The following is a 19,424-nucleotide window of genomic DNA, read 5'->3' as shown; positions in this document are numbered from 1 at the left end:
ACCGTTCAGGTAACGATCACGCAAAAGGCGCGCAAGCCGGGCGATTGGCCACAATCAGCCAGCCGTTTGACGCTGCGTTTAATACGTTAGCCGCGGCGAGTAAAGAGTGTGTATCCAGATTTGACAGGGCGTTTCGCAACGCGTTTATCCGGTCCGCACCGCGCCCACCGAGATAGGCCTGCCACAGCCATTCCGCTGCCTGTTCGTCAGGCAGCGTCGCCAGGTCGAGTTGCGCTATCAATGCCCGACGCTGCTCGGGCAAGTGGGTGTGGGCGATCAGCTCGGGTAGCGTGTTCAGCAACGTCTCGATGTGGCGAACCAGCTCAGCTGTGTCGCAATTGGGCGACTGCACACCAAACAGCAGGCCTGTTGTTCCTGCAATCTGTCGCAGGCCGCTGAACACCGCGTAACCCAACTGCAATTCAACCCGCAGGCGCTGGTAGAAGGGCGCTTGAATGACGTGTGCCAGCATTCGCCAGGCGGCTTCATCTTCGGCTGTCGTATCGGGTGCAGGGCAGAACACCAGCACGGCGTTTTCAGCGGACGACGAAACTACCTGCTCCCAGCGTTTGCCGGAACGGCTGGCTGGCAATGGCGTCGGGTGTTTCTGCTGCGTGCCGGGCAGGGTGGTCAGAACTGCATTGACCTGATCGCGGCCAACTGCTGACAGCCCAGCGCCAAAACCGATCCACGATGAGCCAGCCCAAACCGCTTGCAGATCATCGGAGGCAGGCGCCGGTGTGCTGGTCAAAAAGAGATCGGGCAACTGTTTGAGCAATTCACGAATCGGGATCTGCACCGGCCCACTGGCTGGCTTGCCGTAGCGCGCCAGTGTCTTGCTGTCCGGGTGAAGCAAACGCTGCAGGCACTGCTGAATGACGGCAGCGAATGGCTCTTCCACGCCGCTCAGCTTGAGCTGCCAATAGTTGCCATAGCGGCTGAACGACACGTTGACACCGGCTTGCCAAGCGTCTTCGACCAGGTCTTTCAGGCTGCTGTCGAGCATCTGCCAGAGCGTCGGTTGTGGGCACTGCAATTCCCAGCGCAGGTAGACCGTCGCTTCGGCACTGTCCTGCGGCAACTCATCGTTGCAGACCAATGCCCTGTGGGTCGTCTTTTGCGCTGGCAGCAACAAGGGACGCAAAAACGGATTGGTCGGCGGCAGACGCCAGTCGGTCTGTTCAGCGGTCGCCGTATCGTCAACCGTCGCGCAGACCAGTGCTTCAGGTGTCAATTGTTTCAACAGGACGCTCATTGCATGAACGCCTTGCTCGCTCAGTTCTGACGGCGTATCGCGGCAATAATGATGCGCCAGAGCCAACGCGCCTGCGGTGTGCAAGCGCCGTTGTTGCAGACGCTGGTACTCCTCGATCAGGGCGGGCCACTGAGCGTTGAAAAAACTCAGCCAACTGAAGAACAGCCTGGCAATCCGGGCTTTCCCGGGCACGTCTGTCGATGCGGCTTGAAGGTCGATATCCAGCAACAACTGCCCGTCGAATTGATACAGCGGCGAGGCTTTCAAGGAATGGATCAGTTCACGCTCGATCAGCGCGGCCGCCAGCCCTCCCGCCTGGGTGGTATTCAGCCAATGGCAGAAGAAAGCCACTGCCTCGTCAGCTTTTTCGGGCAAGCCTTCGCAGGCAAACAGCAGGTGAAGCCGATCGTGAAAGTCTGTCGAGCACAGGTTCTGGCGTGCATCCAGCAGCGGTGGCGGCGGCCGTTGGGCGACGCGCTCGCCGGGCTTGAGCAGGGCGCCGTGAGCGGCCGCCAGAGCGTGAAGTTCGGCCAGCGATTGCGGCCCGCTCAGGCACAGGGTCATTTGCCCGGCTTGATAAAAGCGCTTGTAGAAGTCGTTCAGGGCGTGCTGGAAGGCCGGGTTGGGTACTGATAGGCTGTAGCGGTTGCCCGCATGAAAACCTCTCAACGGATGCTGCGCATTGATCGGCGCCAGTAGCCGCGTCTGATGGCGTGCCTCGGCGTCTCCCGCCCAGGCGATGAACTCGGCGTGCAGCACTTCACGCTCGCGCAGTTGCTCAGCCAAGGCCATGCGCGGGTGCGCGAGCATGTCGCACAGACGCTCCAGGCCCTGGGCAAACACCGCTTGTGGCAGCTCGAAGAAAAAGTCAGTGGTGCGCTCGCGGGTGCTCGCGTTGACCAGCCCGCCGTGGCGCTGCACGAAAGCCATGAGGTTCTGATCGGCAGCGAAACGCTCGGTGCCGAGGAACAACAGATGCTCCAGAAAGTGCGCCAGCCCAGGCCACGCCTGCGGTACGTCATGGCTGCCCGCCGCTACACGCAACGAGGCCGCACAGCGCTTGAGACGTGCGTTGTGGCACAGCACCACGTTCAGGCCGTTGGCCAGCACAAGGCGCTCGATGTCGGAAATGTTGGCGTGCTGCATGACGGTCCGGGCCTGGGAAGCAGGACGTCATGCTAGCGGATAATCAGTCTGATTCGCGAGCAGACGCCCACACAGGTTGTTAATCCCGGCTCAGGTGCGAGTAAAGGCCAGGGCGTCGATCGGTGAGATAGTTGTTCACTGAAGTGGCTTGTTCATAAAGCGATTTGTCCAGCGTACTGAAGAGCAGCGTTTCTTCGTCGCCCGCCAGCGCGGGACGGCTGCCATCCGGCGCGCAAATACTGCTCAGCCCGCAGTAGCGGATATCGCCCTCGCTGCCGCAGTAGTTGGCGTACACCACATAACAGTGATTTTCGAACGCGCGCGCCCGTACTGTGACCTCGCAGACAAAATCATACGGAGCCATGTTCGCGGTCGGCACCAGAATCAGCTCGGCACCGGCCAGCGCCAGACGCCGAGTGTTTTCCGGGAACTCCACGTCGTAGCAAATCAACAGGCCCAACCGCCAACCGTTCAGCTCGACCACCGGGAACGCGTCTTCACCCGCCGAGAACAGGCTGTTATCCAGCGTGCCAAACAAATGCGTCTTGCGGTAATTGCACAGTCGCTCGCCCTGCGCATCGATCAGCTGCACGCTGTTGTACACCTGCTGGTCGGCGCCGCGTTCCGGGTAGCCGTACAGAATGGCGATGCGGTTGGCTTGCGCGATATCGGCAATGCGGGTCGCAGCGTCGCCATCGCAGGGCTGCGCCAACTCATCGACCGCTTGCGCGCCGATGTTATAGCCGGTCAGGAACATTTCCGGGCACACCAGCAACTGCGCGCCTTGCCCGGCGGCGGCACGGGCCTGTTGCTCCAGCCGAGTCAGGTTGGCGCTGATGTTCAGCGGCAAGGGCGGGCATTGATACAGCGCGACACGCATGGCGGTTTCCTTCTGTCAGTCGGCGAGCGCAATCGGGCCGATGTCATTGAACACATCGCCAGGGCCCGGGTTTTCGGCGTGGGTCTTGCCACCGAAGTGGTTCATGATGCCCCATACGGCATTCAACGAGGTCTGCACGGCGCCTTCCACCCAGGCTGGCGTCCATGACACGTCATCGCCGGCGATGAACATGCCGCGCTGTTCGCTGGGCATGTCCTGCTGCATGAAGTGCGCGTACATGCGCTGGTTATAGCGGTAATGGCCCGGCAGCGCACCCTTGAACGCACCCAGAAAGTGCGGGTCGGCTTCCCATGAAACGGTAATCGGGTCGCCAATGATCCGGGCCGCAATGTCGACTTTCGGGTAGATCTTTTTCAACGCATCAAGTGCCAGCTTCACGCGTTTCTCGATGGGTTGCGGCAGCATCTTCAACGCATCGCTCATCCACGAATACGACAGGCAGATCACGCCCGGCTTGTCGTCGCCGTTATCGAACAGATAGGTGCCTCGCGTCAGGCGGTCGGTAAGGGTCATGCTCATCAGGTCACGGCCGGTTTCCGGGTCTTTGTCTTTCCAGAATGGCCGGTCGACCATGACGAAGGTTTTCGACGACTGCATGTAGCGGGTGCGGTCCAGCGCCATCCACATCTTCTGCGAGAACAGCGACTCCTCACACTCGATCTGGGTGGTCAGCAGCCAGCTCTGGCAGGTGGTCAGCACGGCGGCGTAATGCCGCGTGTCGCCCCAGTTGTCGGTCACGGCCAGGCGGCCATCTTCGGCGCGGGCAATGCGTTTTACGCCCGGGCGCGGCGCACCACGGTGCAACGACGACAGGCTGGTGCCTTTGGGCCAATGAGCGCAATGGTCCGGCACGTGGGTCCACAAGCCTACCGGCACTTGCTGCACGCCGCCAACGATCAAGTGCTGATGCTCGTCGCAGTTGGTCATGACCACGCGGAAGATTTCCAGCATCGAGTTCGGAAAGTCCGAATCCCAGCCGCCCGTACCGAAGCCGACCTGACCGAATACTTCGCGGTGGTAGAACGACAGTTTGGCGAAGGCCTTGGACGTGGCGACAAAGTCATAGAACGTGCGGTCGTCCCATAGGGGTACGAGTTTGTTCCACAGCTCTTTCAGGCGCGGGACGTCGCGGTCGCGGATAGCCTGCTGTACGTCGGCAAACTGCGAGCCGCTTTCCAGGGCATCAGCCCATGCGTCGGCGACTTCCTGGAACAGCACCGGCAGGTCAGACAGCATCTGCGCGTAGTAAGTGGTGCCTTCCAGATCAATGACTGTGCTGCCTGACGCGGCAGTCAGCGGATTGGGAAATGGCTGTGACTCAAGGCCCAGCTTGTCGACATAGTGAAAGAACGCGGTCGACGACACCGGGAAGCGCATGCCGCCCAGCTCGGCGACGATGCCTTTGGCACCCTCGAACTCCTGCGAGCGCAGACGACCCCCCATCTTTGAAGCCTCATACACCACCGGCTTCAGGCCGAGCTTCATCAGTTCGTAAGCTGCCACCAACCCGGCAATGCCCGCACCAATGATTGCCACTTCAGCGCCGTGTTGTTCCGCCGGAATAGTCCCCAGACCTTTCGGGTGCTCGATCCAGTCATCGAAGGCAAACGGGAAATCGGGGCCGAACATGGTGATCGGCTTTTTGCCGTTGGCAGGGTGACGGTTGGTTTTCATGGCGGACCTTGGTGGGCAACGGCGAAAAACAACAGTCTAGATAAGGGCGTGCACGTTATTAAGACGCAAAGTGTCGTCGATATGATGTTTGTTTATGCAGAATGACGAAATGAGACGTCATTCTGATCAGCCAGGATGGCCGCGATCGATCTTGCTGCTGAGGATGATGGAGGTAGTGGTCTTTTCCACACCGTCCACGCTGCCGATCAGGTCGAGTAATTCATCCAGCTGTTCGGGTGAGTCCGTACGCAGCCAGGCGACATAATCGAATTCGCCGCTTACTGCACACAGCTGCTGGACCTGCGCCAGCGCGCTCAATCGGCGCAGCACTTCCTTGCCGGAGCGCGGCTGCACGGTAATGCCAACGTAGGCTTGCAGACCGCCGTCAATGACGCGCTGCCCCAGACGCACGCCGTAACCGGTGATGACCTTGCTGCTCTCCAGTCGCGCCAGCCGCGAAGTCACCGTAGTGCGGGCGATGCCTAGTTGTCGCGCGAGCATTGCAACGCTTTCGCGCGCATTGAGCTGTAACGCAGCGATCAACTGACGATCAATTTCATCCAGCACAGGCGCACGGGTATCGGACACAGGCATCTCCTCAGAACTTCCAGCGCCTGGCCGTTTTGGCCAGACGTGCCTGCAACCCATCCAGGTTGTGAGCCAGTTGCTGAGTCATCAAGTGATAGCCCATCAGCTCGGCCGGGATTTCCGGTTTCTCAGGGTGTGTTTCCGGGGTTCGCGCCAAACGTTCGGTCGCGCCGGTTTGCAGGGCACGGGCCATCCCGATCAGTTGGCGACGAATCTGTCGGTAATCGCCATCCAGCGAAGTCTTCAGCGCAGTACCCGCCGCCTGATCAAGATTGGCCGGACGGATGTTGGCAAGGATTTCCAGCGTACTCAGGCACATCCGGAAGTGGCCCTGAATGGCGTCCAGCTCGACCATCGACATCTTCACTTCCTTGGACACCGACGGCAGCAGCGAGCGCAATTGCAGCATCGTGGCGTTGAGTCGGGCCGTGAGTTTCAGGTGCTCATCGGCGGTGACAGGTTCGCCCTGAACGATGCGCCCGTACACCTTGGCGCAGTCGCGCAGACCGCTGGCCAGGTTGTAACGCCAGGAGAACACTGCATACAGCGGCAAGGCAAAGGAAAAGGCCAGCGCCAGAGCGATCCCGATCAGGATGTCAACGGTGCGCCACAAGCCGTCGCTGATCGGGTTGTAACCGTGACCGGCAACGATAAACAGCGTGATCGCCGACAGCAGCGCGGTATAGCCGCCCTTGCCGATGGTGTGGTAGGCGAAGAAGCCGCACATCACCGACATCATTGCGTAGGTCAGTAGCGGCATTTCCAGATAGCCCTGCTGCACCACCACGATCAGCCCGAGCCCGGCCCCGATCAACGTGCCGTACGCGCGCTCGACCGACTTCTTGCCGATGTTGCCGTGATGCTGCAAACCGCCAATCACGATCAACATTGTCACCGAGGCCCACTCGCCGTGCGGCAGGTTAAGCCCGGTGGTCAGCAGAATGGTCACCAGCAAGCCCACCGCAATACGTGCTGCATGGATCAGCCGCGCATGCCGGTAGCGGCGATACGGGTCCAGCAGCGGACGCAGAACAGGGCGGAGCCAGGAAGGTATATAAGCAGAGCGCGAGTTCGTCATGCGTTAAGAGACCGCGAGGGTAGAGAAGAAATCCCTGATTGGATGCCGGAGGTGCCCAGTAAGCCACATTCGGCGGGAAATTGAACCGCTCTGTGAGTGAGGGGTATCGCGAGGGCGATCATTCAAGGCGCATCGAGAGGCGCTTCATCTGCGACGTCTGAGGTTTTGCACATGCTCGCGGTGCGTCGCGCGATCAGGTAGACGCCGACGGGATTGCAACGCATCGGCCAGCGCATCGACTTCTGCCTCGCTGAACACGGCGTGCTGAAACGAGCGGATGTAACGAACAAAGCCTATACCCTGAGTGACGTTGACTGGCATTGGCGTCTTGAATGTGCTGCCGCCGACGAAGCAAATCACTGAGTGCAGGTACACCGGACCGACCCCAAGCGTGGCCTCAAGTGCTTTCAGGTGCTTGTAATTCTGACGCAACGGATTCTGAAACCTGTAGGTGCGTTTGTAGAGCTTCTGCGTCCACTGCGGCTGCTTTTCGCTGCCGAAGATCCAGCCGCTCATGTTTTTGGTTTCCAGCACAAAAATACCGTAGGGCGAAAGAAACACATGGTCGATCTGCGTCGTGCCGTCAGGCGTGTCCAGCGTCACATTGTGGAAGCGTCGATAAGTAGCCTTGTCGAGTTTCCAGCCCGCAAACAGACTCACCCACATTTCTCCGATATGACCTTTTGCCCAGCGGGATTTGAGCAGCCCGAGCAGGAGCATGGCGGGCAACAGCCAGCTCAGCATATGGAAGGCCGGGGCGATGACAGCGCTGAGGTTCATGGGAATCCTTTCCATGCGAGGCAGAGAGTTTTACTGAAGAGTTTGATGGCTCATTGGTGCTGCATGGGTTGTCGGTTCAACCTCGCGATTCTTTACAGCGATACGTCGTTGATCTGATACCGCGTGCTGCGACCGCCACCGGGCAGGCGGGTGATGCAGCCTTTGGCGAGCAGGTCGCTCAGGTGGCGGGTGGCGGTTGCCTTGGATACTTTTGCCACCGCCTGATACTGGGCTGCGCTGATGCCTTCGGCAAAGCCGCGTTCGCCACCATCAAGCAGACGGTTGAGCACTTTGGCCTGTTCAGCGGACAGTGCATCGCCCTGATGAAGTTGCCAGAAGCGCGTCTTGGCCAGTACGCGCTGGATGCGTTCCAAGGCTTGCTCGACGCTGCGCAGGAAGGTTTGCAGGAACCACTCCAGCCAGTCAGTGATGTCAGTTGCGCCTTTCTGGCTGCTTTCCAGAACGCGGTAGTAGCCGGCCCGATCTTCCAGAATGCTCGCCGACATGGCGTAGAAGCGAATGGCTTGCTGCTCGCTCTGAGCCAGCGCCAGGTCAGTCAGGGCTCGGGTCAGGCGGCCATTGCCATCGTCAAAGGGGTGAAGGGTGATGAACCAGAAATGAGCAATGCCTGCCCGCACGAACGGATCAAGGCCTGGATCGTTCCGGCTTTTGGCAAACCATACGAGGAAGTCTTCCAGCTGGGCTTCCAGCACGTCGCGGGGTGGGGCCCGGAAGTGTACGGTAGGCCGATCAATACGTCCTGACACCACTTGCATCGAGTCTTCGCCGCGCAATTGCCCCGCTTTTACGTGGTTGGAGGTGAATGTTTCCTGAGCCGGGAAGAGCCAGCGGTGCCAGGCAAACAGGCGATCAAGCGTGAGTGGCTGATCGCTGCTGCCGGTGGCATCCAGCATCAGCTCTGCCAGGCCTTCACTGCGCGTGCTGGGTTTGCCACCGTCGGCAAGGCCCAGACGGCGCGCCAGCGAAGACCTTACCGACCCAACGTTCAGTTGCTCACCTTCAATCGCTGATGAGGTCACGATGTTTTGCAGCAAGCTGTCCAGACTTTCCTGAAGAGCGGTGTCGCGACCCGCCACTGCGGTCATGCCGAGCAGGCGACCTTGCGCTGTCGCGCAGGCTCGCAACAGCGTAGCCAGGCGTTCGCTGTTCCAGCGCAACTGTGGCCAGTCCGGTTGCTGCCAGATCCAGAGATGTTCAGACATTAAGAGGCGCTCGCGCTGAGCCGAATAGAGAATTCAATCGGCTCATGGTATGAGCCGATTGTGCGAGCTATTCGGCTCATCGTCCAGTTTTGCCTGATGACAGCTGAGGCAGTCGAGGCTTTGGCATCTCTCTTGAAACGGCAAGTGAGCGCGCCGGGGTTTCTGTCGACAGTTTCATGAAACGTCAGTATTGCGCTGCTTATACTCGGGGTTTCAACTTTGCTCGGGTGTCTTGAATGGTGGCTTCGCGCACGCTGTGGCTGTTGCTCCTGAGTATTGTGCTGTTCTTTTTTGCATTGGGTAATCATCAGCTTCAGAGCTCCACCGAGCCGCGTGTGGCGGGTATCGCCATGGAAATGCTGCTGAGTGATAACTGGGTCACGCCGACGCTGAGCGCTCAGCCTTTTCTGGAAAAGCCGCCGCTGAGTGTCTGGCTCGATGCGGCAGCCATCCGGGCGTTTGGCGCCGAGACCTGGGCTGTGAGGCTGGCCTCGGCGTTTGCCGGGCTGTTCAGTGTGCTGTTGCTGTATGGCATGCTCAAGCGCATGGCGCGCCCGGTGCCTGTTGCCTGGCTTGGCGCCTTCATACTGGCGACCATGGCCAGTTTCTGGGACAACTCACGGCAAGTGGGTGAAGACGCCTTGCTGGCGTTCGGCGTGACCCTTGCGTTGCTGGTGTATTTCCAGGCGGTCAATCAACGCGCCAAGGGCGATCGAAGTGTGTGGCTGTGGTGCTCTTTTGCGGCGGGTATTGCGATCTCGACACTGAGCAAAGGCGTGCTGGGATTAGCTCTGCCCGGCGTAGTCATTTTCGCCTGGTTGCTGTGTGAAACGTTACAGCGCAAACGTCTGGTACTGACGGACTGGTTGCGGCCAGCGGTGTTTACCGTACTGGGCCTGGTGCCACTGATGGTCTGGCTGTGTTTCCTGTACGGGCAGGGCGGTGTCGAATCGTTGAAGGCTGTGCTGTGGACCAACAGCGTCGGACGCTTCAGTGGCTCGTTTCGAGAGGCTGGGCATTACGAGCCGTTCTATTACTACATCGCCAAGCTGCCCGAAGCGTTCATGCCGTGGAACCTGCTCGTGTATCTGGGGCTTTGGCACTTTCGCAAACAGCTGTTGGCCAACCGTCACCTGCTGTTTTTCAGCCTGTGGCTCATCGCGCAGTTTGTGCTGCTGACGTTGGCTTCCAGCAAACGTATGGTTTACCTGATGTCATCGGCACCGGCGGCGGCAGTGATCGCTGCGGAATACGCATCGGTGCTGTGGGCACGACTCAACGCTCATTCGGGCACGTCGTCTACGGCGGCCTTTGTTGTGCGAAATCAGCGAGCCTTGATGACAGCGGCGGTCGCGCTGGTTATGGCGCTCTACCTGTCGGCAGCTGTCTGGCTGGTTCCGCAGGAGGATCGGCAGTTTTCATTTTTGCCGCTGACGGACCGGGTGCACGCCTTGCAGGCTGAAGGTCACCATGTGGCGTTGTTCCAGCCCAGCGAGCGGTTGTCAGGCGCCAGTGCGTTTTACACACGTAGCCTGCTCGATGCGTTCGACACCGACGCCAGCGTGAACGCTTTTCTCATGAGTGATCCCGGTAACATAGCGATCATGGAGCGCACGTACGGGCCAGCGCTGCCGCTCAAGGCTGTCGCTGATGTGAAGATTGGCAGCCGCCATTACTATTTCGTCAGCTACGAGGCACCCGCGAAAAGCAACTGACCTGAACGCGCCAGATCGTTCGGACGCGTGCGCCGGCTCAGTCGGGTCAGAGGGTCTGGCGAGCCGCGACTGGCGCGACGGGTACCCAGCTTTTTTGCGGAATAGGCAAATCACACGACTCGCCCCGACCGATCGGGAAGTAGTGGAAGCCGCCTTGAGAAAGGCGCTCGGTGTCGTACAGGTTGCGCCCATCGAATATTACCGGCGCGCCAAGGCGTTGCTGGATCAGCTCGAAATCTGGTGCCTTGAACTGCTGCCACTCGGTGCAGATGATCAGCGCGTCGGCGTCATCAAGGGTTGCCTCGGGCGTACCCATCAGCACCAGGTCCTTGCGGTAACCATAAATGCGCTGGGTTTCCTGCATGGCTTCGGGGTCGAACGCCCGCACCGTTGCGCCAGCGGCCCACAATGCTTCCATCAATACTCTGCTGGGCGCGTCGCGCATGTCGTCGGTGTTGGGTTTGAACGCCAGGCCCCAGAGCGCGAAGGTCTTGCCGCGCAAATCCCCCTGGTAAAACGCATTGACCCGCTCGAACAGCTTGTTCTTCTGGCGCTCGTTGATAGCCTCGACCACAGATAACAGATCGTTTGAGCAATTCGCCTCTCTGGCGCTGTGAATCAACGCACGGATGTCCTTGCCGAAACACGAACCGCCATACCCGCAGCCGGGGTAGATGAAGTCGTAGCCGATACGTGAGTCGGCACCGATGCCCAGCCGCACCGCTTCGACGTCTGCGCCCAAGTGTTCGGCCAGTTCGGCAATCTGGTTGATGAAGCTGATTTTGGTGGCCAGCATGCAGTTGGCTGCGTACTTGGTGAGTTCAGCGCTGCGCAGGTCCATGAACATGATCCGGTCATGGTTGCGGTTGAACGGTGCATACAGTTCACGCATGACCTTTCTTACCGCTTCGTTTTCGCAGCCGATGACAATTCGGTCCGGGCGACGGCAGTCATTGACGGCCGAACCTTCCTTGAGAAATTCCGGGTTGGAGACAATATCGAATTGCAGCAGGCGCCCGGCCTGACGCAGGCCTTTATCAATGTGCGCGCGCAAGGCATCGCCACTGCCGACCGGTACGGTGGACTTTTCCACAATGATCAGCGGTTCGGTGCGGTGCCGGGCAATACTGTCGCCGACGGCGAAGAAGCTGCGCATGTCTGCCGATCCGTCCTCGCAGGAAGGTGTGCCGACGGCGATGAACAGTACCTCGGCATGCTCGACGGCCATCTGTTCGTCGCAGGTGAACTGCAGTCGCTTGTGGTCCAGATTCTCGCGAACCAGGTTGGACAGCCCCGGCTCGTAGATATGCACCTGGCCTTGGCGCAATTGTTCGACTTTCGCCTGATCAATGTCCATGCACACGACGTCGTGACCGACTTCTGCAAGCACCACCGCTTGTACCAGACCTACGTATCCGCTACCGAAAACGCTGATTTTCATGAAAAGAACCCTGGAGAGAATTGCGAGAAATGCGCCGAAGGTTGATGGTCACAACACCCATCACGATCAGGATGACACCCACAGTTTTCGATACCGTGAACGTCTCATGGAAAACCGGCAGAGCGGCCGCCAGCGCGTAAACCAGCGCATAGCTGACGCTTAACAACGAATAGGCACGGCTCAAGGGCAGGCTGCGGAGGGCCAGCAGCCACAGTAGCATCGACAGTGCATACGCGCAGACGGCGACGGACACAACGATGGCGGCACTGAAGTCGATACTCAGATAGCCTTGCGACTCGAACCACTGCATGTCGAACAGTCGGGAGGGCGAGGGCAGGCGTGTCATGCTCCAGCGCATGCCCAACTGAGCAGCACTGACCAGCGCCACGCTGCCCAGGGTCAGCAGCATCCCGTTGCGCTGGCTCATGCCTGACGCCCCAGCAGAATCACGCCTGCGAGAATCAGTACGATGCCCAACCAGTGTTGGCGGTCGACCGGCTCGTTGAACACGTAGCGGCCGATCAGAGTGATCAGCACGAAATTCATGGCCAGCATCGGGTAGGCGACACCGACGTCCAGCCGCTGCAACACCGTCAGCCAGACCAGCAGCCCTAATCCCAGACACAGCACCGCCAGCCATAACCAGGCGGAGCGCGCGGCGGCCAGCGGACCGGGGAATCCATCTCGCCAGCTCTCGACGGCCATTTTTTGAGCGACCTGACCGAGGCACGTCAGCAGGCACGCGGTGAACAACAATGACCACGTCATGGTTCGGACCGCTCGTAGATCACGATGACCAGATCGCCTTCCTGATAGCGCTTGCCGCCTTTGGGCAGCAGGGCGAGTTCGTGCAGTTCTTCATTGCCGTCGCCGCGCATGATCACGCCGACCTGACCGTTATGCCGAGCGGCGCTCATCCACGCATCGATCCCTTGCAGACTCACATTGCGCGCACTGGCGTCCGGGTAGTCGAGGCCGTATTTCAGCTCGCCCCATGTGTTGAACAGCGTGATGTCCGAGCGTTTCAGTCGCCACGCCAGTGCCGATGCTGCACCCAGATCATTGCTCAGCAGCGATTGGCTGGCTGCCAGCTCGGCCATGTGTCGGGCGACGAACTGGTCAGGCGTCTTGTCATAAACCACGCTGTAAGGCAGTGCGGCAGGTAGCAAGGCAACCATCAGCAAACTGCCTGCCGCAGGCATCGCCCACAGTTTCAGTGGGCGCCAGGCCTGTAGCGCATTGGCCACAAACCAGGCTGCAAGCACCAGACCTGCCAGCAGCAGATGGACGGGTTCGTGGTCATAAACGGGTTGTGTGTATTGCACATACAGCAGCGCCGCCATACCTGTCAGCGCGGTGGCCGCATTGAATGTGCCGTTGAGCCGCAACGTGGCGAGGTGGCCGTGCCTGAGTTTTTCGACCATTGCATCGGCCATCAGCAGGGCCAATGGCAACAGACAGGGCAGGATGTAGGTCGGCAGCTTGCCACGGCTCAGGCTCAGAAAGAGCAGCGGCAGCACAGTCCACATCAGCAGAAAGGCGCTGGCGGGTTGATGCCTGTCTTGCCAGGCGCGTTTGAAGGCTACTGGAATCAAAAGCGCCCACGGCAGGCAGGCTGCGACCAGCACCGGCAGGTAAAACCACACGGGCTGGGCGTGTTGCGCATCTTCACCGGCGAAACGACGGATATGCTCGTGCCAGAAGAAGAATCGCCAGTAATCCGGCTCCTGCGCGTGAACCGTCAGTACCCATGGCAGGCAGACAGCAAGAGCAACGATAACTGCCAGCAAACCGTAGCGAATCAGCTCGCGCAGGCGTTTTTGCCACAGCATATACGGCCCGGCAATCAGCACCGGCAGCGCCCAGGCCAGAAACCCTTTGGTCATGAACCCCATGCCACAGGCAAGCCCGAGCACCGTCCAGGCGCCCAACCGCAGGCGCCCGATGCTGTTGACCGCGTACCAGAATGCAACCAGCGACAGATTGACCCATAAGGTGAATTGCGGGTCGAGGTTGCAATAACCCGCTTGCCCCGCGACGAATGCGAAACTCATGAACAACAAGGCGCTGGCGAAGCTCTTGCGGGGATCGTTCCACATCCGGCCGGCAAGCAACCAGGCAAGCACAGCACTCAGACCGGTGCTCAGCGCCGAGACGATCCGCACGCCAAACAGATTCTCACCAAAGAGGTGCTGACCCATCGCGATCAGCCAGTAACCGGCTGCCGGCTTTTCGAAATAGCGCACACCCATGAAATGCGGCGCAGCCCATTGGCCGCTGTGGAGCATTTCCTGACTGATCTGCGCATAACGGGTTTCATCGGGGATCCACAGGCCGTGGGACCCGAGCGGCAACAGGTAGGCCGCGAAAAAGGCCAGAAACAGCAGGGCGATAGCGCGGTATCGAGATTCGGTCATTGCTGGACTCCCAGCCAGCCTTCGCGACCCTCAAGGGCGCCACGTACGACTCGGCCAGAGGGCAATTGCTCGATGGCATCAGGCAACAAATCGCCGAGCGGCTGGAAGCGGATGCCTTGCTGATGCGCCAGTGCCAGCAGTTGCCTGAAATCGTTGGCCATGACGATGCCTTCGACTTCGGCATGTACCGTGTAGACATTCAGTTGGTTCGCCGCGAAACGTCGCAGGATAAAGCTGTTGAACGCCTGCGCATCAAGCTGCGGACCCACCACCTCGTCGAACGTCGGCAAGTCGACCGGAATCTGCGGTGCTCCAGACGTGCCGTTGGCCAGCAATGGACGAAAAATACTGTCGCCCCGGCAGTCGCTGTTATAACGAAAACCGAAGGACTGTTTGGCTTCAATGACGCGCTCATCGGCGCGCCAGCCCGCTGCTGCCGAGCACGTCACCGGGCCGCCGAGAATGTCGCCCAGGCAATCGACGCCCCGGCGGATCTGCGCGATCAACCGTGCATCGTTCCAGTGCCCCGCATTGGCCTGCCAGCCATGGTGATCCCAGGCATGCAGACCGACTTCATGACCAGCATCACGCGCGCGGCGCATCAGATGGCCGAGGTCATGGCCGATCGGTTTACCCGGCCAGGCGGTCCCGGCCAGCAGAATGTCCCAGCCATACAGGCTGGCCGCCCGCGAGCGGAGCATTTTCCAGAAAAACTGTGGACGGATGAGGCGCCACAAGTGACGCCCCATGTTGTCCGGCCCGACGCTGAAAAAGAACGTGGCCTTGACCTGAGCTTCCTCAAGCATGTCCAGCATTCGCGGCACACCTTCACGGGTGCCACGGTAGGTGTCCACATCAATTCTCAAGCCTGCCTGCATCAGCGCTGATCCGCTTTTTCAGCCATGGCTTCGCGCAGAAAGAAGTCCAGCGTCTTGCCGATGGTTTCGCTCAGTTCGATGGAAGGCGTCCAGCCGAGCAGCCGACGTGCGTTGTCGATGCAGGGCTTGCGGTGGCTGACGTCCTGATAACCCTTGCCGTAGAACGACTCGCTTTCCACTTCACGAAAGCCCGCGAACGGTGGAAAGTTGGAGCGCAGAGGATGGGCCTCGAACTGACGCAACAGCTCTTCGCCCAACTGACGAATACTGGCTTCGTTGTCGGGGTTGCCGATGTTGATGATCTGGCCGCTGCAACTGTCACCGCGGTTTTCAATGATTCGTGCCAGCGCTTCGATGCCGTCGGCGACATCGGTAAAGCAGCGCTTCTGCGCACCGCCGTCCACCAGGCGAATCGGTGTGCCCTCCACCAAGTGCAGGATCAGTTGGGTGATGGCTCTTGAGCTGCCGATCCGCGCCGAATCCAGGCGGTCCAGTCGCGGGCCCATCCAGTTGAACGGGCGGAACAGCGTGAACTGCAAACCCTTCTGCCCGTAGGCCCAGATCACGCGGTCCAGCAGTTGCTTGGACACCGAGTAGATCCAGCGCTGTTTGTTGATCGGGCCGACGACCAGGTTGGAGGTGTCCTCGCTGAAACTGGCGTCCTGGCACATGCCATAAACTTCTGAGGTGGAGGGGAAAATCACGCGTTTGTTGTACTTGGCACAGTACCGCACGATCTTCAGGTTTTCTTCAAAGTCCAGTTCGAACACGCGCAGCGGGTTGCGGGTGTATTCGATTGGCGTGGCAATCGCCACCAGTGGCAATACCACGTCGCACTTCTTGATGTGGTACTCGATCCACTCGGTGTGGATGCTGATGTCGCCTTCGATGAAGTGGAAATTGGGTTGGGTGCGCAGGCGCTCGATGGCGTCCGAGCCGATGTCCATCCCATAGATCTCGTAGCGGTCGTCCTGCAACAGACGCTCTGAAAGGTGGTTACCGATAAAGCCGTTGACGCCCAGAATCAGCACCCGGGTGCGCCGCTGCGCACGACCTTTCTCGGCGCCGCGCAACCGTGAACCATCGACCAGCCCGAACTCGCGTGCCAGTTGTACGCCACTGAGGTACAGGCCATCGTCACCACGCTGCCCGGCGCTGATGACCAGCGAACCTTCACCGCAGGCGATGCGCAGCGGGTCACAACTGATCACGGTGCCCGGCGCCACGCCGTTGTTATCGGCATCGACGCTGGCGCTCCAGATGATCAGCTTGTGCTCGCCCACCGGGCTGAAGGCACCGGGATAAGGTTGTGTGACGGCGCGAATCAGGTTGTTCAAGTGCGCTGCAGGGCGGGCCCAGTCGATCAAGCCGTCAGCCGCTGTGCGTCTTCCAAAGTACGAGGCTTTTGCCTCGTCCTGCGCTGTGCCGGGCAATTGACCTTGCGCCAGCAACGGCAGCGCATCGCCCAGCAGATGGGCGGCCGCTTCACGCAGCTTGCCGTGCAAGGTCAGCGCGGTGTCGAGCGTACTGATCGGCACTCGCTGTTGGGCAACCACAGATCCTGCATCGGCACGCTTGACCATATGATGCAGAGTAACGCCCGTTTCCGTCTCGCCGTTGACCAGCACCCAGTTGGCAGGGGCCCGGCCGCGATAGCGTGGCAGGAGCGAACCATGCAGGTTGAACGCGCCCGTTTTTGCGCAGGCCAGCAAAGGCTCGCCAAGCAGTTGACGATAGTAGAAGGAGAAAATGAAATCCGGTGCCAGCTTGCCGATGCGCTCTATCCACAGCGGGTGATTCGGGTCTTCCGGGGCATGCACCGGGATGCCGTGCTGTGCGCACAGTTGCGCCACTGAACCAAAGAAGGTTTTCTCTTTGGGGTCGTCCGCATGGGTAAACACTGCGGCGATTTCATACCCTGCCTCCAGCAGCGCGTGCAGACCGACGCAGCCAATATCGTGATACGCGAAGACGACAGCTTTAGGGCTCATGGCGCAACCTTGTTCAAATAAGGAGAAGCGGAAGAATCAACACTGTTGGTTGTGATTTCGGCTGAGCTGCGCACGACCTTTTCGATGAAAAACCGCGGGCGTGCACGGACGTCGCTGTACATGCGACCCAGGTATTCGCCGAGCAGCCCCATGCCGATGAACTGGCCGCCGGTGAACACGAACAGCACCGCGAACAGCACGAAAGTGCCGTTCTCGGCCCAGGGCGCGCCGAAAATCAGTCGCAGCACAATCAGCGCCACGGCGAACAGCACGCCCAGCAGTGCCATGCTGAAACCTACAATGCTGAGCAGGCGCAGCGGTGTGGTGGTCATGCAGGTGATCAGGTCGAACATCAGGTTGATCAGGCGCATGGGGCTGTACTTCGAATCGCCATGCTCGCGCTCGGCGTGGTGTACCAGCACTTCGGTGGTGTGGCGCGCAAAGCTGTTGGCCAGAATCGGGATAAACGTGCTGCGCTCGCGGCACGCCAGCATGGCGTCGACGATGGTGCGTCGGTAGGCCCTGAGCATGCAGCCGTAGTCGCTCATGGCAACGCCGGTCGAACGTTGCACGGCAAGGTTGATGAGCTTTGACGGCCAGCGTCGCCAGGCCGAGTCCTGACGGTTGTTGCGCACCGTGCCCACCACGTCGTAGCCCTGTTCGGCCATGGCGATCAGGCGCGGAATTTCTTCAGGCGGGTTCTGCAGGTCGGCGTCCAGAGTCACCACCACATCGCCGATGCATTGTTCGAAACCGGCCATGATTGCCGCATGCTGGCCATAGTTGCGGTTGAGGATCACCGCAACGACCGGGCTGCCTTCACGCTCTGCGGCCTGCTGGAGTATTTCGGCGGAATTGTCACGGCTGCCATCGTCGACCAGCACGATTTCGTAAGCATGTTTCAACTGCGCGCAGGCTGCCTCGGTACGGCGCAACAGCTCCGGCAGGCTCTGTTGCTCGTTGTAGACGGGAATGACGATCGATACGCAGTTGATAGGGTACGGTCTCAATGTCTGGCTTCCACGATCGATTCAATGGCGTCCACGACTCGCTCGACATCGTCGAGGGTCATGTCCGGAAACAGCGGGATGGAGCACAGTCGCGACGAATTCCACTCGGTGTCGGGCAGGTGAACGTCGGGGAACCGCTGGCGGTAATAACGGTGCATGTGGGTTGCGATGAAGTGGATGCCAGTGCCGATGTTGTGCGCCTGCAAGGCCTTCATGAACCCGTCACGCTCCATGCCGCAACGCTCGGCATCAATGCGCAGGATGAACAGGTGCCAGGCGTGACGTTGTGCGTAGCGAGGCTGGGCGAGCGGCAGAACAGCGCTGCTGGCCAGTCGCTCCAGATAACGGTTGGCGAGCATCTGACGTTTTGCATTGATTGCTTTCAGGCGTTGCAGTTGTACCAGGGCGATGCTGGCGTTGATGTCTGCCAGGTTGTACTTGAAGCCCGGCTCGATGACTTCCGCCTGTGGTTTGCGGCCCAGTGTCAGTCGGTCATACGCATCGACGCCCAGCCCATGGAATTTCAGTTGGCGCACCCGATCAGCCAGCTCGCTGTCATCGGTCACCAACATCGCACCTTCGGCACAGGTCATGTTCTTGATCGCATGGAACGAGAAAATTGCCGTGCCCTGAGCGCCAATCGGTCGCCCCTTGTACTCGGTGCCAATCGCGTGAGCTGCATCCTCGATCAGCGCGATGCCATGCCGTTTGGCCAGCGCGTACAGAGGGTCGAGGTCGAGCGCGGCACCGGCGTAATGCACCGGCACAATCGCCTTGGTTCGGGGTGTGATGGCCTGTTCAATACGCGACGCATCGACCATGAGCGTGTCACGGTCCACGTCGACAAAGACCGGCGTAGCGCCCAGCAGGCAGATCATGTTTGCCGTGGACACCCACGTCTGGGACGGTGTGATCACCTCATCACCCGGTCCGACGCCCAGCGCGAGCAGCGTGACGTGCATGGCGCCAGTGGCCGACGACAAAGCAACGGCATGCCGTGCACTCACGCGCTCGGCAAACTGCTCTTCGAGCTTCTGGCATTCCGGTCCGGTGGTAATCCAGCCGGAATTCAACACACGGGTAACTGCCGCTATCTCTTCATCGCCCATGGACGGTCGAGAAAAAGGAAGGAAAGCCTGATTCGTCACTGTCTGACCCACTTATGCTTTATCACCGAAGTGCCGTTTGGTAGCAAACTGCCAATTCGCAAAAGCTAGTGGGGCGCAGAAGGGAGATCAAATGAAATAACCTTTATCTCCGTAGAGCACTATCAGTGAAGTGATAAGTTTGAGTGTGGTGGCGGGTCTGAAAACACTTCATTTTTTAA

The 19,424-nt window shown here is 59.9% G+C and carries 16 protein-coding genes; 1 reads left to right on the top strand and 15 read right to left on the bottom strand.

Translation table 11 applies throughout. The features are described 5' to 3' along the window. Positions 1–16 precede the first annotated feature (16 nt). The 7 genes from pqqF to KDX37_RS16965 all read right to left on the bottom strand — a co-directional run bounded on the left by pqqF (position 17) and on the right by KDX37_RS16965 (position 8,645). Positions 17–2,401 carry a pyrroloquinoline quinone biosynthesis protein PqqF gene (gene pqqF / locus KDX37_RS16995; RefSeq protein ID WP_231653872.1) on the bottom strand — a complete coding sequence of 795 codons (2,385 nt, stop codon included), beginning with the start codon at positions 2,399–2,401 and terminating at the stop codon, positions 17–19. Between the two features lie 79 nt (positions 2,402–2,480). After that, entirely contained in the window at positions 2,481–3,281 is an 801-nt protein-coding gene (locus KDX37_RS16990) for a carbon-nitrogen hydrolase family protein (protein ID WP_231653871.1), read from the bottom strand. A gap of 15 nt (positions 3,282–3,296) precedes the next feature. Further along, positions 3,297–4,976 carry a flavin monoamine oxidase family protein gene (locus KDX37_RS16985; protein WP_231653870.1) on the bottom strand — a complete coding sequence of 560 codons (1,680 nt, stop codon included), beginning with the start codon at positions 4,974–4,976 and terminating at the stop codon, positions 3,297–3,299. Between the two features lie 126 nt (positions 4,977–5,102). Continuing rightward, positions 5,103–5,564, bottom strand: a complete 462-nt coding sequence (locus tag KDX37_RS16980) for an Lrp/AsnC family transcriptional regulator (RefSeq protein ID WP_231653869.1) — start codon at positions 5,562–5,564, stop codon at positions 5,103–5,105. Between the two features lie 10 nt (positions 5,565–5,574). After that, positions 5,575–6,642: an FUSC family protein gene (locus tag KDX37_RS16975; protein ID WP_231653868.1), complete on the bottom strand. Its 1,068-nt coding sequence runs from the start codon at positions 6,640–6,642 to the stop codon at positions 5,575–5,577. Positions 6,643–6,786: 144 nt separating this feature from the next. After that, positions 6,787–7,422, bottom strand: a complete 636-nt coding sequence (locus tag KDX37_RS16970; RefSeq protein ID WP_231653867.1) for a nuclease-related domain-containing protein — start codon at positions 7,420–7,422, stop codon at positions 6,787–6,789. Positions 7,423–7,514: 92 nt separating this feature from the next. Further along, complete coding sequence (locus KDX37_RS16965; protein WP_231653866.1) at positions 7,515–8,645, bottom strand: Fic family protein; 1,131 nt, start codon at positions 8,643–8,645, stop codon at positions 7,515–7,517. Positions 8,646–8,881: 236 nt separating this feature from the next. Here KDX37_RS16965 and KDX37_RS16960 point away from each other — a divergent pair, with 236 nt between their 5' ends. Next, the gene (locus KDX37_RS16960) at positions 8,882–10,360 is read left to right on the top strand and encodes an ArnT family glycosyltransferase (protein ID WP_231653865.1); all 1,479 of its coding nucleotides are present in this window, start codon (positions 8,882–8,884) and stop codon (positions 10,358–10,360) included. Positions 10,361–10,406: 46 nt separating this feature from the next. Here KDX37_RS16960 and KDX37_RS16955 read toward each other — a convergent pair whose 3' ends face one another. From KDX37_RS16955 to arnB, 8 genes are read right to left on the bottom strand one after another with little or no spacing between them, the layout of a single operon-like run. Then, a complete protein-coding gene (locus KDX37_RS16955; protein ID WP_231653864.1) occupies positions 10,407–11,801 on the bottom strand; it encodes a UDP-glucose dehydrogenase family protein in 1,395 nt (464 codons plus the stop codon). Beyond that, on the bottom strand, positions 11,779–12,228 hold the full coding sequence (gene arnF / locus KDX37_RS16950; RefSeq protein WP_231653863.1) for a 4-amino-4-deoxy-L-arabinose-phosphoundecaprenol flippase subunit ArnF: 450 nt from the start codon (positions 12,226–12,228) through the stop codon (positions 11,779–11,781). Before arnF ends, KDX37_RS16955 begins: the two co-directional genes overlap by 23 nt. After that, positions 12,225–12,569: a 4-amino-4-deoxy-L-arabinose-phosphoundecaprenol flippase subunit ArnE gene (gene arnE / locus KDX37_RS16945; protein ID WP_231653862.1), complete on the bottom strand. Its 345-nt coding sequence runs from the start codon at positions 12,567–12,569 to the stop codon at positions 12,225–12,227. Before arnE ends, arnF begins: the two co-directional genes overlap by 4 nt. Further along, positions 12,566–14,218, bottom strand: coding sequence for a lipid IV(A) 4-amino-4-deoxy-L-arabinosyltransferase (gene arnT, locus KDX37_RS16940; protein ID WP_231653861.1), 1,653 nt, complete (start codon positions 14,216–14,218; stop codon positions 12,566–12,568). Before arnT ends, arnE begins: the two co-directional genes overlap by 4 nt. After that, positions 14,215–15,096: a 4-deoxy-4-formamido-L-arabinose-phosphoundecaprenol deformylase gene (gene arnD, locus KDX37_RS16935; RefSeq protein ID WP_231653860.1), complete on the bottom strand. Its 882-nt coding sequence runs from the start codon at positions 15,094–15,096 to the stop codon at positions 14,215–14,217. Before arnD ends, arnT begins: the two co-directional genes overlap by 4 nt. Beyond that, a complete protein-coding gene (gene arnA / locus KDX37_RS16930) occupies positions 15,096–17,087 on the bottom strand; it encodes a bifunctional UDP-4-amino-4-deoxy-L-arabinose formyltransferase/UDP-glucuronic acid oxidase ArnA (RefSeq protein WP_231653859.1) in 1,992 nt (663 codons plus the stop codon). The genes arnD and arnA overlap by 1 nt, the downstream gene beginning before the upstream one ends. Then, positions 17,084–18,097 (bottom strand): undecaprenyl-phosphate 4-deoxy-4-formamido-L-arabinose transferase, encoded by a 1,014-nt coding sequence (arnC, locus tag KDX37_RS16925; RefSeq protein WP_231653858.1) that lies wholly within the window; start codon positions 18,095–18,097, stop codon positions 17,084–17,086. The genes arnA and arnC overlap by 4 nt, the downstream gene beginning before the upstream one ends. Next, complete coding sequence (gene arnB, locus KDX37_RS16920) at positions 18,094–19,245, bottom strand: UDP-4-amino-4-deoxy-L-arabinose aminotransferase (protein ID WP_319941703.1); 1,152 nt, start codon at positions 19,243–19,245, stop codon at positions 18,094–18,096. The genes arnC and arnB overlap by 4 nt, the downstream gene beginning before the upstream one ends. Positions 19,246–19,424: the final 179 nt, after the last annotated feature.

The organism is Pseudomonas californiensis (genome assembly GCF_021147775.1).
Classification (GTDB): domain Bacteria; phylum Pseudomonadota; class Gammaproteobacteria; order Pseudomonadales; family Pseudomonadaceae; genus Aquipseudomonas; species Aquipseudomonas californiensis.
Note: the sequence above shows the minus strand (reverse complement) of the source record. Positions and strands in the feature narration are given on the sequence as shown.